Genomic DNA, 14,436 nt, shown 5'->3' with positions numbered 1-14,436 from the left:
GCTCACATTAGCCAAGGTCAAGGTGATCCTGCGTGACGAAATCGATCAGCAGCTCCATGCGCTGGTTCAACTGAGGTTCGAGATCACGCCACGTCCGGACCCGTGCGAGCATCGCCTGCCAGGCACGGGCGATGTCAGCCTGATCTGCATGTGGTAGGCCGAGGGCCTGGAGGGTCCCCTTCTTGAAATCCTGGTCCCTGGGAACCCGCGGCCAGGCCTTGCGGCCGATACGTTCGGGTTTGATGGCCTGCCAGATGTCGATGAACTCGTGGCCGGTAACGAGAACATGGTCCCGGTAGCCGGCCCTCGCCACCTGTTCGGCGATCCGGGACTCCTTACTGCCCGGCACCAGGTGATCGACCAGCACCCCGAGACGCCGTCCCGGCCCGGGGTTGAACCCAGCGACGACGCCGGGCAGGTCGTCGATGCCCCCCAGGTATTCCACGACCACCCCGACGTGCCGCAGATCAGCCCCCCAGATTTTCTCGACCAGCTCCGCGTCGTGCCGGCCCTCAACGTAGATGCGGGATGGCAACGCCACTTTTGCCTGGGCGGGGGCCTCCGAGACCCTGGAACCGGAGGCGGTATAACGAGTCTTTGAATTTGTGACTCGCAACGGAGGCTGCAGCGCAACCGGCTCACCCTCGAGCAGGAATCCTGGCCCGAAAGGGAAGCTGCGCCGTTTCCCCTTCCGGTCCTCCAGCACGACGATGCCGTTCTCCCAGCCGACGACCGCCCCGCAGAAGTCGTCGAATTCGACAACGAGATCCTTCTCCACAGGAACATCGCGGGTCTTCTTGAGGTGGGCTTGCTGCCAGCCCGGACGCAGCACGTCATCGCGGTAACGATCCATTCGTCACACCATAGACGCGGGCACCCCGGCCGCGCACACGACACGGCCAGACCACCCGTCCAGGGATCACCGCAATGAGACCCGGTGGTTCCAGTTGTGAGCCATCCATGGGACCCAGATGGCGACCGATGCGATTATCACGGGAACAAAACCAAACGGTATGACACTCCCGTCATTCACCTGGACGGCTCGCACCATGTCTACCGTCGTGAAGTGCAATCCCCTATCCCCCAGGACCAGGCCGACGAGCAGCAGGAACGAGCCCACAATCAGAAGGCCGAGCACCACATAGGTGATCACCCAGGTGATGACCGGCCCGGCCGCTCCGAAGCCGGCCAACTTCGGGCCATTGCCGACGGTGGCCGCGAAGTAGAACATTACAAGGTAGGCCCAGCCGATAAGCAACAAGGCGAGTACAACCAGCGCCGACTGCCACCAAGGCACCATCCGGCTGATCTCGCCCAGTGCCTGGGAAATAATCCTTTCGATACCAGGCCCATCGCCTGCAGGGACCGGATTTGCCAGATAGAGCATCGCCAGCATCGCTGATACTGTCCAGACAAGGAAGACCAGCTGAGCCATGAGCCCCCAGGCCAGCCGCGCCCATAAAATCGTGGATCCCTTGGCTGGCAGGCTGTGGGTGAGGTAACCGGCCCTTCCCCAGGAGGTGCGCCAGAAATCAATGGTGAGAGCCAGGTTGCCCAGCGGCCATGGGAACGCGACCGCGATGAACCCGATCACTGCTGAGACGGCTGAGAGAAGAGGAAACCTGAGGCTTGCCAGGACACCGGAGCCCAGCACTGTGAGGGTACCCACGTCCAGGATCAAGCCCAACAGGGGGCCAGTGCGCAGGATCTCGTGTTTGATCAGTTTTCGGACCATGAGTAAACCTTCCGGAAAAGAGCGTCGATGGATAGTCCGTGCTCAGCACGGAGATCGTCCACCTGGCCGGTGAGCATGACCTTGCCGTGGCGCATCATGATGACGGAGTCAAGGACTGCTTCAAGGTCATGAATGAGGTGGGTGGAAATCAGGACGAGGGCATCTGATTCCAGATTGCGCACTATGCCGTTGAGAATCACCTCGCGAGCTGCAGGATCGACCCCGGAGATGGGCTCATCAAGTAGAAACACCTTGGCATCACGTGACATGGCCAGGGCGATCTGGGCTTTCTCGCGCATGCCCTTGCTCATGTGTTTCAGTCGCATGTCCTGTTCAAGGCCAAAGAACTTGATCATGTCGCTTGCCTTGTCGACCTGGAAATCCGGGAAGAAGTCCACGAACATCCTGAGGCACTGGGCAATGGTGGCGGAGCCACTCAGGTAGCTGACATCAGGCAGGAAACTGACGTAGGCCTTCGTGGTGACTCCCGGTTCATACCCTGCGATCCTCACCTCACCCCTGCAATCCTGCATGACGCCTGCCAGCACCTTCAGCAGGGTGGTCTTGCCGCAACCGTTCTCCCCCAACAGGCCGACTATCTGCCCACCGTCGAGTTCCAGTTCCACCCCTGAAAGGGCTTGGACTGTACCGAAACTTTTCTCCAGACCATGAATCGCGATCAGCGATGCGCCCTCTTGTCTCTCTTTTCTGCCTGCCACTATCGCCACCTTTCTGTGATGAGGGAGACGGCTTCGGTCTCAGTCAGGCCAAAGCCTTGTACACGGGCTATGAACTCATCCGCCATCCCCGCCGCCAGATCACGGCGAAGACACGCAATGCGTTCGGCATCATTAGTGATGAAGCGCCCTACAGCTCTTTCGGAGCGGCAGAGGCCATCGCGCTCCAGGTCCGCGAGAGTCCGCTGAACGGTATTCGGGTTGACCCCAAGCTCGGCCGCCAGTTCCCGCACTCCGGGGATTCTCTGGCCAAGCGCCCACTGCCTGATGACGATGCGCCTGGCGAACTCCTCTCTGAGCTGGAGCCATATCGGCCGACTGGCATCGAAATCCATCCCACTCTCTTCCGTGTTACTGTATTAATTAGTTAATACAGTAACACAGGACCAAGGCGATCCGCCACCCAGTAGCGCGGCGGCCCAGCTCAGGAGATGCTGGGGCGGATGCTCAGCTGCTCGATGGTGGCATTCGCCGGGGTATCGACTGCCAGCCGGACGGCTGCCGCCACTGACTCGGGGGCGACATAGAGTGTTCCGTCATAGTTCTCATTGCCCACCGCGGCCTGAAGTTCGCGCTGCATGTCGGTGTCCGTCCGGCCAGGATGGATGGAGCAGACCCGCACCGTGCCGCGCACCTCTTCGCGTAGTGCGTCGGTGAGCGCTCGCAGAGCGAACTTGGAGCCGGCATAGATGCCACCCCCGGGGCTTGAGGTGAATCCGGCCCCGGAGTTGATGGCAATCACAAGGCCTTTCGCGGCCTCAAGCGCAGGCAGGAGAAGGCGGGTGAGGTCGGCCACCGCGAAGACATTGGTTTCAAAGACCTCACGCCACAGCTCCCGGGACGCGGCTCCGATCTTCCCCGATGCCACGACTCCCGCGGAGTGCACCAGCACGTCAAGGCGTGTTATCCCAGCACATGCCTCCGCCACCTCGTCCTCCCTGGTCAGGTCGCAGACGAAGGGGGCGGCGTCATCGAGCTCAGTGACAAGCTGAGCTACCGAGGACTGGTCACGTCCCCCCACCAGGATCCGGTGCGTGGTGGAGAGCTCGGCCGCCACAGCACGGCCGATCCCGCGAGTGGCTCCGGTCACGAGGGCTACAGGCTGATACGTCATGAATAGAATCTACTTTGACCATCGCTGCCCCAGAGGTCTATAAGGCGTGGCGTCACCGGCGGGATCTCTTAGTCTTGGGGTGTGCAAGCTCCTCTCATGGCCGTCGCCGTCGACATCGTCGTCCTGACCATCACCGATGGCAGGTTGCAGGTCGCTCTGGTCGAGCGGGGCATCGCCCCCTTCGAGGGGGCACCGGCTCTGCCGGGTGGCTTCGTTCTGCAGGAGGAGTCAGTGATCGGAGCGGCTCGGCGCGAGCTGGTCGAGGAAACCGGCCTGGATCTTGGGGCGACTCATCTGGAGCAGCTCGCCACCTTCGGGGATCCGGGCCGCGATCCCAGGGGGCGTGTCATCTCGGTGGCTCACCTGGCGCTGGCGGCATCCCTGGGCGGACTAACCCCGGGTTCGGACGCGGCTGGGGCCCGGTGGTGCCCGGTGCAGGACGTCCCCGCGCTGGCCTTCGACCATGATGAGATCCTGCGGGCCGGGATTGAGCGTGCCCGCGCAAAGCTGGAGTACACGACGATCGCCACCCGGTTCTGCGGACCGCAGTTCACCATGACCGAACTGCGCCAGGTCTACGAGGCGGCCTGGGGCGTCGAGGTCGACGCCCGGAACTTCTCACGCAAGGTTCTGGGCTCGCGGGGGTTCGTCGTCGAGTGCGGAACCCGCAGCGGCGGTCGAGGGAGACCCGCTGCCCTCTACCGCGCAGGAACCGCGGGCGGCCTCCACCCCCCGATCATGCGTGAGGGGTGAGGGATCGCACCCATGAAGCACTCTGGCCGGGTCCTGTTGGGTTTTGATCTCGCCCCGATCCATGGCCGCTGGGCCGAGCAACACCTGTGACCCGGTTGGGGACGCCGGCTTCCCGGCGCCCCCCCCAATCAGACCGGGTCATTTCTTCCAGGGCGCTACGAACTTGTTGGCGGGTCGACCCTCCACGGCCGCGTTGAGTTCCGCGGCCTTGGCGCCATCGATCTGCTCCCGGATGATGTCCGCATGTCCTGCGTGCCGGGCGAACTCCGCCAGGTTGTGGACGATGAGGTAGCGCATGGTCGCCTCATCGGATTCGTTGCGTCCGTACCAGGGAGCGGGCGGGACCTGCACCACCTGATCCAGATCGGTCTCCTCCACCAGCTTCAGGTACTGTTCGCAGAGCCTGTCGTAGTCCTCGAGGAGCGTGGTGAGATCCTCATTCTCGCCGGGGGTGAAACTGGCCATGAAGTCCTCGTAGCCGGGCTTCGCGTCCAGGACACCGGCCGCCGCGAGCCGGCTGCGCAGGACGTAGGAGCAGTGCTTGATCACCCCGGAGACGGAGAACACCGAGGCCAGGGGTTGCCGCCGGGCCTGTTCATCGGTCAGCCCGTGGGCGGCGTCCCGGATGGCCTGGAGCTGCACCTGTTGGTAGTTCCGCAGCGTGGTGCGTTCATCGTGGATGGCCGGGAAGTACATGTTTCCTCCTGTTCGGTTCGTTCGACACCAACGTTGCCGCACAATCCGGACAGATCCTGTCCGCTACCCGTGCGAGGCTTGGGTTCATGAGCGAGATCACCCACCGGGTACTGCGGCTGCTCGGGCTGCTCGAGTCCCGCTCCACGTGGACGGGATCCGAGCTGGCGGAGCGGCTCGGCGTCACGCAGCGAACCGTCCGGCGTGACGTCATCAGGCTCCGGGAGCTCGGCTACCAGGTGGACAGCGTGCAGGGTCTGGACGGTGGATACCGCATGTCGGGTGGTCGCGCCCTGCCGCCGCTGGTGCTCGACGACGACGAGGCCATCGCCCTGACGGCTTGCCTGAGGATGGCCGCCATGGATGGCAGGGACCAGATCGGGGAGGCCGCGTTGCGGGCCCTGGCGAAACTCGACCAGGTGTTGCCCGCACGGATCCGTCCCGAGGTCGCGGCGGTTTCGGAGGCCGTGACGACGTTGCCAGCCACCCGCCCCGGGATTTCCTGGCAGCCCTTGGCGGCGCTGGCGAAGGCCAAACGCGACCACCGCCTGGCGCGGATCAACTACGTGCGCGGCGACGGGGAGGAGTCCGAACGGGACGTGGAACCCGCTCAGCTGCTCACCCAGGCCGGGAAGTGGTATCTGATCGCCTTCGACCGGTTGCGTTCCGATTGGCGGCTCTTCCGGCTGGACCGCATGAACCGGGTGCATGTTCTCACCTTCACCTTCACTCCCCGCACCCCACCCAGCCCCCGCGACATGCTGCTGGGCCGCCGCCCGGACCACTGGCCACATGAGGCGGTGGTGACGCTCACCTGTCCCTCACAGGTCTTGGAAAACAGGATCCCGGAACGCCATTTCGAGTTGTTGGAGGAGCACGACGGGGTCTCGACGCTGCGGGTGGGGGACGACGACCCCGACCACATGGCCTGGCATCTCGTCGGTCTCGCGCGCTCGCTGGGAGCCGAACTGCGCGTGGTGCGCGGCAACTCCCTGCGAACCGCCCTGGCGGGCCTGGCCGCGGAGTTCGCCGAGGCCGCTCAGTCGAGCAGCCGCAGCACCACACCGTCGGCCAGGAGCCGACCACGCAGGGTGAGCGAGAGCCGTCCCTCCTCCACTACTCCCAATCCTTCGGCAACAATCCCTTCAACCCGGGCAGATTCGGTTTCGGTGAGCACCCCCAGCGGCAGCCCTTCGGCCAGCCGGAGTTCGAGCATCACCCGCTCCACCCGGCGATCCTCCAAGGACAGCACCTCCCTGCCCTGAGCCGGGGTGTGGCCGTCGGCCAGGGCGGCCGCGTAACTGCGCGGGTGTTTGCGGTTCCAGAACCTGACTCCCCCGATGTGGCTGTGGGCGCCCGGCCCGATGCCCCACCAGTTCCCGCCCCGCCAGTAGGCCAGGTTGTGCCGGCAGCGCGCCGCCTGGCCGTGGCCCCAGTTGCTGGTCTCATAGTTGCTGAATCCCAGCGCCGTCAGGTGTTGCTCGGTCATCAGGTATTTCTCGGCGAGTTCGTCGTCGTCCGGCATCGGCACCTCACCCCTGCGCACCCGCATCGCCAGGCGGGTTCCCTGCTCCACGATGAGTGAATAGGCGGAGACGTGGTCGACGGGTGCCGCGGCCACCGCTTCGAGGCTCTTCTCCCAGTCGGTCCTGGATTCACCCGGGGTCCCGAAGATCAGGTCCAGGCTGACGTGCTCGAAACCGGCCTGCCGGGCCCAGCGTGCCGCATCGATGCCGCGTCCCGGGGTGTGTGCCCGTTCCAGGACTTCCAGGACGTGCGGCACCGCTGACTGCATTCCCAGCGATATCCGCGTGAAACCGGCTTCCCGAAGTCGCCGGAGGTATTCCGGGGTCACGGTCTCGGGGTTGGCCTCGGTGGTGATCTCGGCGTCGCGGGCCAGGCCGAAACGCTCCCGGACGGCATCCAGGAGCCGCGACACCTCCCCCGCCGGAAGCATGGTCGGGGTGCCGCCGCCGACGAAGACCGTGTCCACCTCGGGGGTCCCACCGCCGAGCACCCGGGCCGCGAGGTCGATCTCCCGCAGCGCCGCCGTGAGATAGTCGCCCGTGGACATGCCCCGCAGCTCGGATGCGGTGTAGGTGTTGAAGTCGCAGTACCCGCAGCGGCTGTGGCAGAAGGGGACGTGCAGGTAGACGGAGAACGACCGTTCCGGCAGCTCGGCCAGCGCGGAACCGGGCAGGGTCCCGTCGAGAGGCACCGGGTCTCCGGCAGGCAGCTGATTGGCCACCGGGAAAATATACAGTGCTCAAATTCCCTCCCCTGCCCCAAACCGGGGGCGTTTGGTGAAAGACTCTGGGCATGAACCTGACTCGTCGAAGCGTCCTAGGATTTGGCGGCCTCGCCGCGGCGGCCGCCCTCAGCGCCTGCGGCTCCAACACCGGGCTCGGTGGCAAAGAGTCGTCGGGTGGCGGCCCGGCCCTGACCCAGTGGTACCACCAGTACGGGGAGGAAGGGGTGAAGGAGGCAGTCGAACGCTACGCCGCCGAATACACCGCCGCGAAAGTCGACGTGAAGTGGAATCCCGGCGACTACGGAAGCATTCTCGCCGCCCAGTTGCTCACCAACGACGTTCCCGATGTGTTCGAGGTGGAGCAGGGCGGTTCCCTCGACATGATCCGTTCCGGGCAGCTGGAGGACCTGACCGAAATGATCGCCCCGGTGCGTGATGACTTCAACGAGGCCGTCATCAAGCGTTTCACCTTCGACGGGAAGATCCACGGCATCCCGCAGACCATCGACATGCAGCTGCTCTACTACCGACCTTCCCTGCTGCAGGCCGCTGGGGTGGCCGCCCCCGCTACCTTCGATGACCTGGTGAAGGCGGCGAATGCCGTGGCCACCTCGGACATGGGTGGGTTCTTCGCCGGCAACAAGGGCGGGGTGGATGTTTTGGGGACCCTGCTGATCTGGGCCTCGGGCCACGACCAGCTCGATGCGGATCGCACCGCCGCGGCCTTCCTCACCGATGATTTCTACGCGGCCCTTTCCGCCTACAGAGACTTCTACCAGTCCAACGGGCTGCTGAAGGCGGCCTCGGCCGACTGGTTCTCCGGTGCCGCCTTCGTCAACGGCGAGACAGCGATGCAGTGGGGTGGCCTGTGGTCGCTGCCCGACATCATCGCCGCCCACGGCGATGACGTCGGGGTACTGCCTTTCCCCGCGATCGGCGCGAAGGGGCGGGTCGCGGTGCCTTTCGGGGCCTTCGGCTCCTGCGTTGCTGCCAAGGGAAAGAATGCCGCGGCGGCCAAGGAGTTCGTGAAATGGCTCTGGATCGATCAGACCGACAAGCAGCTGGACTTCTCCGATTCCTATGGCACCCACATCCCGGCCCGTAAGTCGCTCGTGGCCACGGCCAAGAAATTGCAGTCCGGTCCCGGGGCCAAGGCCGCCGAGTTCGTCGGGAGCCATGGCTTCGCCAACGACATCATGTGGTCGGGTTCCCTGGGAGACACCTATTCCGCGGCCATCAGCAATGTGGTGGTGCAGGGCCAGGACCCGGTTCAGGCCTTCGCAGGTTTCGCGGAACTGGCCGCCACCGAGCTCGCGAAACTGAAGGGGTGAATCTGATCCGGCGCCGGGAACTCTGGTTCCCGGTATTCGTGGGGCCGTTCGCCCTGGGTTTGCTGGTGTTCGTCTACATCCCAATCCTGTGGAGCGCCTGGCTGTCCCTCCACGAGGCCCACCAAACGCTCACCCCGACGCGTTTCGTCGGTTTCGACAATTACGCGCAGCTGCTGGGTGATCCCCTGTTCCGGGATTCGCTGCTGGTGTTCGCCGCGTTCGCTGTGTTCATCGTGCCGCTCACCTACGTGTGCTCGCTGGGGTTGGCGCTGCTGCTGAACGGGCTGAAGTGGGGGCAGGCCTTCTTCCGTTCCGCTTTCTTCATCCCGACCGCGGTCTCCTACGTGGTTGCGGCCCTGGTGTGGCGGTTCGGGTTTTTCTCCGGAACCCGTTTCGGTTTGTTGAACTCCTTGATCCGGGCCTTCGGCGGGGATGCGGTGAACTGGCTCGGTGGTGGCGACAACCTTTACTGGATCGCCCTGGTCACGGTGCGCCTGTGGCTGCAGGCCGGGTTCTACATGATCCTGTTCATCGCAGGCCTGCAACGCATCCCACCCGAAACCTACGAGGCGGCAGCACTCGACGGGGCACACGGCTGGCGGATGCTGCGTCACATCACCCTCCCTCAGCTGCGCGCCACCTCGGCAGCGGTGATCATGCTTCTGCTGATCGGGGCCTTCCAGGCCTTCGACGAGTTCTACAACCTGCTGGGCTCCATCGGCTCCTACCCGCCCTACGGTCGTCCACCGCTGGTACACCTGTACCTGACCGCCCTGGGGGGCGGGCAGCAGGACCTGGGGGTTGGGGGTGCCGGGACGATGATCCTGGCGAGCATCATCGTGGTTTTCGGTCTGTTGCAGAACTGGGTGTTGGGGAGGCAGCGCGGATGAGATCCTCCCGGCTCGTCACGGCGCTGCGTTACGGATTGGCCACGGCGCTGGCCCTGCTCTTCCTGCTGCCGTTCTACGTGATCATCCGGAACGCCTTTTCCACGAACCAGAACATCACCGCTCCCCGCTGGAACTGGCTGCCCGACCAGCTCAACCTGGCCAATCTGGAATCGATGCTGTCCTCCGACTCGACGGGTGTGTTGAAAGGGTTGTTGAATTCGGCGATCATGACCATCCTGCAGACGGTGGGCACCGTAGTGATCTCCCTGATGGCTGGATATGGGCTGGCGCGTTTCACCCACCGGCTGTCGAGAATGGTGCTGGGGCTGACGGTGTTCACCCTAATGGTGCCCGCGGCCACCACATTCATCCCGATGTTCATCATCACTGCACAGTTCGGTTGGATCGACTCGTTCCGGGGACTGGTGATCCCGGGCATGTTCTCCGCCTTCGCTACCTACCTGTTCCGGCAGGCCTTCCTGGATTTCCCATCCGAGCTGGAGGACGCGGCGCTGATGGACGGCTGCAACCCGTTCACGGCCTTCTGGCGGATCGTGGTGCCGAACTCCACGGGCACCGTCGCAGCGGTCGGGACGATCGTGCTGATCGGGTCGTGGAACGCCTTCCTGTGGCCCTCGCTGGTTGGCCGCGAGGCGACGCGCACCGTCCAGGTGGCGCTCAGCCAGTACATGACCAGCCAGAACGTGCGCTACCCGGAGCTTTTCATGGGTTCGCTGATCGCGATCCTGCCGATGCTGGTGGTCTTCTTGTTCCTGCAGCGTTTCCTGGTCCAGGGGCTGACCACTTCCGGACTGCGCTGAACCGGCCTCACCTCCGGTGTAGGAGCACTCGTCGTGCCACAACAGCGGTTCAGTGTGTTCCCAGTAGGGCAGTTCCAGCGACGGGGCCGGTCAAAGGCAACCACGTGGGAGATCCACGAGGGATCCGCCACCTTGTCCGGGGCGTAACCTCTCGCGCTGAGATGAACGTCAGCGCGAGAGTCCCAGTTGTCCCGGTTGATTGCCTGGTGCTCCAGGAGCCCTGCGCCCTACTTCTTGGTGGTCTCCGATGTGGACAGGGCGGCCACGAAGGCTTCCTGCGGCACCTCGACGCGACCCACCATCTTCATCCGCTTCTTGCCCTCCTTCTGTTTCTCCAGAAGCTTGCGTTTGCGGGAGATGTCGCCGCCGTAGCACTTCGCCAGCACGTCCTTGCGCATGGCCCGGATGGTTTCCCGGGCTATGACCCGCGACCCGATGGCCGCCTGGATCGGCACCTCGAACTGTTGGCGCGGAATGAGTTCCTTGAGTTTGCCCGCCATTTTCAGGCCATAGGAGTAGGCCTTGTCCTTGTGGACGATCGCTGAGAAGGCGTCGACGGGGTCGCCGTGGAGGAGGATGTCCACCTTCACCAGGTCAGACACCTGTTCACCATCGGGTTCGTAGTCAAGAGACGCGTAACCCTTGGTGCGTGACTTCAGGGCATCGAAGAAATCGAAGACGATCTCAGCCAGCGGCAGGGTGTAGCGAATCTCAACCCGGTCCTCGCTCAGGTAGTCGAGGCCCTGCTGAACGCCACGCCGCATCTGGCATAGCTCGAGGACGGCCCCGATGTACTCAGCCGGGGTCAGGATCGTGCCACGCACCACAGGTTCATAGACATCGGAGATCTTGCCCTCGGGATATTCCGATGGATTGGTCACGGTGTGCTCGGTGCCGTCCTCCATGACGACGCGGTAGACAACGTTGGGCGCGGTGGAGATCAAGTCCAGGCCGAACTCGCGTTCTAGGCGTTCACGGACGATCTCCATGTGCAACAAACCGAGGAAACCGACACGGAACCCGAAACCCAGCGCCCCCGAGGTCTCTGGTTCGAAAGTGAGAGCCGCGTCGTTGAGCTGGAGTTTCTCCAAGGCCTCACGTAGCTCGTTGAAGTCGTCACCGTCGATCGGGTACAAACCGGCATAGACCATCGGGTTGGGGTGCCGGTAGCCGCCAAGGTCCTCGGCAGCAGAACGGCTGGCCCCGGTGATGGTGTCACCCACCCGCGACTGACGTACGTCCTTGACACCGGTGATCAGGTATCCCACCTCGCCGACGCCCAGCGAATCGGTTTTCTTCGGCTCCGGGGAGATCACCCCCACCTCGAGGAGGTCATGCTCGGCCTTGGTGGACATCATGAGGATGCGTTCACGATGGCTGAGTTCCCCGTCGACCACGCGGACGTAGGTGACCACACCGCGGTAGGTGTCGTATACGGAATCGAAGATCAGGGCCCGCGCGGGGCCTTCGGGGTCACCGACGGGAGCCGGTATCTGGGCGACGATCTGGTCCAGTAGGCCGGCGACGCCGTTCCCGGTCTTGGCAGAGACCCTGAGCACCTCCGGCTCATCGCAGCCGATGATCCCGGCCAGTTCAGCGGCGTATTTCTCCGGATTGGCACTGGGCAGGTCGATCTTGTTCAGGACCGGGATGATGTGGAGGTTGGCCTCCAGGGCCAGGTACAGATTGGCGAGCGTCTGGGCCTCGATGCCCTGGGCCGCATCCACCAGCAGGATCGCGCCCTCGCAGGCCGCCAGGGAGCGCGAGACCTCGTAGGTGAAGTCCACGTGCCCCGGGGTATCGATCATGTTGAGAATGTGCTCGGTCCCGTCGACTGTCCATGGCATCCGCACCGCCTGTGACTTGATGGTGATGCCGCGCTCACGCTCGATGTCCATGCGGTCCAGGTACTGGGCTCGCATGGCGCGTTCATCGACCACTTTGGTGAGCTGCAGCATTCTGTCGGCGAGAGTGGATTTGCCGTGGTCGATGTGAGCGATGATGCAGAAATTGCGGATGATCGCCGGATCGGTCCTGCCGGGTGCTGGCATCCATCCTCCTTGTAGCCGGGAGCGGGACGAATTATCTTCTCACGAGCGACCCTCAGGACACGAGCACGACCCGGCCCGCAGGATCACGGCCAGAAATTTGGCGGCTCTACCCAGGCTCCGCTAGTCTGGACTGTCGCGTCGTAATGACGCGCCCAAACCGAGTAACCAGACTAGCGAGGCAAGCCCAAGTGGCAAACATCAAGTCCCAGAAGAAGCGCATCAAGACCAACGAGAAAGCGCGCCAGCGCAACAAGGCTGTCAAGTCTCAGCTGCGCACCTATGTTCGCAACTTCCGCACTGCCGTCGCCGAGGGTGACAAGGCCAAGGCCATCGAGCTTTCCAGGGTCGCCAATCGCGCCCTAGACAAGGCTGTCAGCAAAGGTGTGATCCATGCCAACCAGGCGGCCAACCGCAAGTCGGCCATCAGTCTGACCGTCAACGCCCTCGACTGACCCATAGCCGAACCGGTAAGCCAGCGCCCGGACCCACTCGGTGGTCTGGGCGCTGTTTCGCGTATGCTTCGGCAGTCACAACGAATGGGGAGAAATGCACAAAGTTGGATTCGACAGGGAAAAGTATCTGACGCTTCAGGGCGAGCACATCGAGGCCCGGCGACGCCAGTTCGGGGGCAAGCTTTACCTGGAGTTTGGCGGGAAACTCGTCGACGACATGCATGCCTCCCGCGTCCTGCCTGGTTTCACCCCCGACAACAAGATCGTGATGCTGGCTGGGCTCGCCGACGAGGTGGAGATCGTGGTGGTAGTCAACGCCCAGGATTTCTCCCGCCACAAGGTGCGAGCGGATCTGGGTATCTCCTACGAGGACGACGTGTTGCGTCACATCGATGCATTCCGCTCCTACGGTCTCTATGTCGGAAGTGTCGTCATCTCCCACTGGTCCAATGACAATCGCCAGGCCGCGGCCTTCAGGCGGAAACTGGATCGGCTCGGCATCAAGGTCTACCGCCACTATGTGATTCCCGGCTACCCACATGACGTGGCACGTATCGTCTCCCCCGACGGGTATGGGCGCAACGACTACATCGAGACTGAACGCGACCTGGTGGTCGTGACCGCACCCGGCCCGGGATCAGGCAAGATGGCCACCTGCCTGTCACAGCTCTACCACGACCATCAGCGCGGCATTCGCTCCGGCTATGCGAAGTTCGAGACCTTCCCGATTTGGAACCTACCCCTCGACCATCCCGTGAACATCGCCTATGAGGCGGCAACCGCTGACCTGGACGACGTGAACATGATCGACCATTTCCATCTGGCTGCCCATGGCGAGCAGACGGTCAACTACAACCGCGACATCGAAGTCTTCCCAGTGCTAAAGCGGCTGTTCGAGCAGCTGCTCGACGAGTCCCCATATCAGTCACCCACCGACATGGGCGTCAACATGGCCGGGATGTGCATCAGCGACGATCAGGTGTGCCAAGAGGCGTCCCGGCAGGAGGTGATCCGCCGCTATTTCAAAGCCCTCGCGGCAGAGCACCGGGACCAGACGGAACCGGTCCAGTCGGACCGCATCGCATTGCTGATGAGTAAACTGCAGATCTCCCGCGAGGATAGGCCCGTGGTGGGTCCAGCATTGGAGAAGCAGCGGACAACAAAGGCACCCGCCGCTGCCATCGAGCTTCCAGACGGCCAGATCATCGTCGGCAAGACCTCACCGTTGCTGGGTGCCTGCTCGGCCATGCTGCTCGACGCCCTCAAAGCACTCGCCGGGATCGACCCGGACGTCAAGCTGCTGGCGGCTGAGACCATCGAGCCGATCCAGACGTTGAAGACGAAGCACCTGGGCAGCCAGAATCCGCGTCTCCACACAGACGAGGTCCTGATCGCCCTGTCGGTGAGTGCCACACATAGCGACTTCGCGCGCCGCGCCCTGGCGGAGCTCCACAACATCCGCGGCTGTGATGTCCACTCCACGGTGATTCTCGGCCCAGTCGATGAGGCCATTCTGCGAAGCCTGGGGGCGTATGTAACCTGCGAGCCGGTGTTCCAGACCAAAAAACTGTACCGGAAGCATTGAGGATCCAGCCTGGGGAATCAGAG

14 protein-coding genes and 1 pseudogene are annotated in these 14,436 nt (G+C 63.7%); 7 read left to right on the top strand and 8 right to left on the bottom strand.

Annotation, left to right across the window (positions count from 1 at the left end):
- Positions 1–7: 7 nt before the first annotated feature.
- From SK1NUM_RS06770 to SK1NUM_RS06750, 5 genes are all read right to left on the bottom strand, one after another.
- Positions 8–853 (bottom strand): DUF3097 domain-containing protein, encoded by an 846-nt coding sequence (locus SK1NUM_RS06770; RefSeq protein WP_212326984.1) that lies wholly within the window; start codon positions 851–853, stop codon positions 8–10.
- A 66-nt stretch (positions 854–919) separates the two neighbouring features.
- Positions 920–1,735, bottom strand: a complete 816-nt coding sequence (locus SK1NUM_RS06765; protein ID WP_212326982.1) for a hypothetical protein — start codon at positions 1,733–1,735, stop codon at positions 920–922.
- Positions 1,720–2,454 (bottom strand): ABC transporter ATP-binding protein, encoded by a 735-nt coding sequence (locus SK1NUM_RS06760; RefSeq protein ID WP_212326980.1) that lies wholly within the window; start codon positions 2,452–2,454, stop codon positions 1,720–1,722. Before SK1NUM_RS06760 ends, SK1NUM_RS06765 begins: the two co-directional genes overlap by 16 nt.
- Positions 2,454–2,807 carry a GntR family transcriptional regulator gene (locus tag SK1NUM_RS06755; protein ID WP_212326978.1) on the bottom strand — a complete coding sequence of 118 codons (354 nt, stop codon included), beginning with the start codon at positions 2,805–2,807 and terminating at the stop codon, positions 2,454–2,456. The genes SK1NUM_RS06760 and SK1NUM_RS06755 overlap by 1 nt, the downstream gene beginning before the upstream one ends.
- Before the next feature lie 89 nt (positions 2,808–2,896).
- Entirely contained in the window at positions 2,897–3,586 is a 690-nt protein-coding gene (locus tag SK1NUM_RS06750; protein ID WP_212326976.1) for an SDR family oxidoreductase, read from the bottom strand.
- 81 nt (positions 3,587–3,667) lie between these two features.
- Here SK1NUM_RS06750 and SK1NUM_RS06745 point away from each other — a divergent pair, with 81 nt between their 5' ends.
- Positions 3,668–4,339 (top strand): NUDIX hydrolase, encoded by a 672-nt coding sequence (locus tag SK1NUM_RS06745; protein WP_223927877.1) that lies wholly within the window; start codon positions 3,668–3,670, stop codon positions 4,337–4,339.
- A gap of 138 nt (positions 4,340–4,477) precedes the next feature.
- On the opposite strand, the gene SK1NUM_RS06740 is transcribed toward SK1NUM_RS06745, so the two are convergent.
- Positions 4,478–5,035: a DinB family protein gene (locus SK1NUM_RS06740; protein ID WP_223927875.1), complete on the bottom strand. Its 558-nt coding sequence runs from the start codon at positions 5,033–5,035 to the stop codon at positions 4,478–4,480.
- An 86-nt stretch (positions 5,036–5,121) separates the two neighbouring features.
- Here SK1NUM_RS06740 and SK1NUM_RS06735 point away from each other — a divergent pair.
- Positions 5,122–5,733 (top strand): annotated as a pseudogene (locus SK1NUM_RS06735) (helix-turn-helix transcriptional regulator); the annotation flags it as partial.
- 338 nt (positions 5,734–6,071) lie between these two features.
- Here SK1NUM_RS06735 and hemW read toward each other — a convergent pair.
- On the bottom strand, positions 6,072–7,280 hold the full coding sequence (gene hemW / locus SK1NUM_RS06730; protein ID WP_223927873.1) for a radical SAM family heme chaperone HemW: 1,209 nt from the start codon (positions 7,278–7,280) through the stop codon (positions 6,072–6,074).
- 71 nt (positions 7,281–7,351) lie between these two features.
- On the opposite strand from hemW, the gene SK1NUM_RS06725 reads away from it, so the two are divergent.
- From SK1NUM_RS06725 to SK1NUM_RS06715, 3 genes are read left to right on the top strand one after another with little or no spacing between them, the layout of a single operon-like run.
- The gene (locus tag SK1NUM_RS06725; RefSeq protein WP_212326963.1) at positions 7,352–8,614 is read left to right on the top strand and encodes an ABC transporter substrate-binding protein; all 1,263 of its coding nucleotides are present in this window, start codon (positions 7,352–7,354) and stop codon (positions 8,612–8,614) included.
- Positions 8,611–9,504, top strand: coding sequence for a carbohydrate ABC transporter permease (locus SK1NUM_RS06720; RefSeq protein WP_212326961.1), 894 nt, complete (start codon positions 8,611–8,613; stop codon positions 9,502–9,504). The genes SK1NUM_RS06725 and SK1NUM_RS06720 overlap by 4 nt, the downstream gene beginning before the upstream one ends.
- Positions 9,501–10,325 carry a carbohydrate ABC transporter permease gene (locus tag SK1NUM_RS06715; protein WP_212326959.1) on the top strand — a complete coding sequence of 275 codons (825 nt, stop codon included), beginning with the start codon at positions 9,501–9,503 and terminating at the stop codon, positions 10,323–10,325. Before SK1NUM_RS06720 ends, SK1NUM_RS06715 begins: the two co-directional genes overlap by 4 nt.
- A 227-nt stretch (positions 10,326–10,552) precedes the next feature.
- On the opposite strand, the gene lepA is transcribed toward SK1NUM_RS06715, so the two are convergent.
- Entirely contained in the window at positions 10,553–12,376 is a 1,824-nt protein-coding gene (lepA, locus tag SK1NUM_RS06710; protein WP_212326957.1) for a translation elongation factor 4, read from the bottom strand.
- A 188-nt stretch (positions 12,377–12,564) separates the two neighbouring features.
- Here lepA and rpsT point away from each other — a divergent pair, with 188 nt between their 5' ends.
- Together rpsT and SK1NUM_RS06700 are read left to right on the top strand one after the other, a co-directional pair.
- Positions 12,565–12,828, top strand: a complete 264-nt coding sequence (gene rpsT / locus SK1NUM_RS06705; RefSeq protein WP_212326949.1) for a 30S ribosomal protein S20 — start codon at positions 12,565–12,567, stop codon at positions 12,826–12,828.
- 94 nt (positions 12,829–12,922) lie between these two features.
- Positions 12,923–14,413 (top strand): DUF1846 domain-containing protein, encoded by a 1,491-nt coding sequence (locus tag SK1NUM_RS06700; protein ID WP_212326947.1) that lies wholly within the window; start codon positions 12,923–12,925, stop codon positions 14,411–14,413.
- Positions 14,414–14,436 lie beyond the last annotated feature (23 nt).

The sequence above is a fragment of the Arachnia rubra genome (assembly GCF_019973735.1).
Taxonomy (GTDB): domain Bacteria; phylum Actinomycetota; class Actinomycetes; order Propionibacteriales; family Propionibacteriaceae; genus Arachnia; species Arachnia rubra.
Note: the sequence above shows the minus strand (reverse complement) of the source record. Positions and strands in the feature narration are given on the sequence as shown.

Excerpts from the sequence above, each read along its gene's own strand:
- SK1NUM_RS06770 (WP_212326984.1), bottom strand. The coding sequence starts at position 853 with ATGGATCGTTACCGCGATGACGTGCTGCGTCCGGGCTGGCAGCAAGCC.
- SK1NUM_RS06765 (WP_212326982.1), bottom strand. The coding sequence starts at position 1,735 with ATGGTCCGAAAACTGATCAAACACGAGATCCTGCGCACTGGCCCCCTG.
- SK1NUM_RS06755 (WP_212326978.1), bottom strand. The coding sequence starts at position 2,807 with ATGGATTTCGATGCCAGTCGGCCGATATGGCTCCAGCTCAGAGAGGAG.
- SK1NUM_RS06750 (WP_212326976.1), bottom strand. The coding sequence starts at position 3,586 with ATGACGTATCAGCCTGTAGCCCTCGTGACCGGAGCCACTCGCGGGATC.
- SK1NUM_RS06740 (WP_223927875.1), bottom strand. The coding sequence starts at position 5,035 with ATGTACTTCCCGGCCATCCACGATGAACGCACCACGCTGCGGAACTAC.
- SK1NUM_RS06725 (WP_212326963.1), top strand. The coding sequence starts at position 7,352 with ATGAACCTGACTCGTCGAAGCGTCCTAGGATTTGGCGGCCTCGCCGCG.
- SK1NUM_RS06715 (WP_212326959.1), top strand. The coding sequence starts at position 9,501 with ATGAGATCCTCCCGGCTCGTCACGGCGCTGCGTTACGGATTGGCCACG.
- lepA (WP_212326957.1), bottom strand. The coding sequence starts at position 12,376 with ATGCCAGCACCCGGCAGGACCGATCCGGCGATCATCCGCAATTTCTGC.
- SK1NUM_RS06700 (WP_212326947.1), top strand. The coding sequence starts at position 12,923 with ATGCACAAAGTTGGATTCGACAGGGAAAAGTATCTGACGCTTCAGGGC.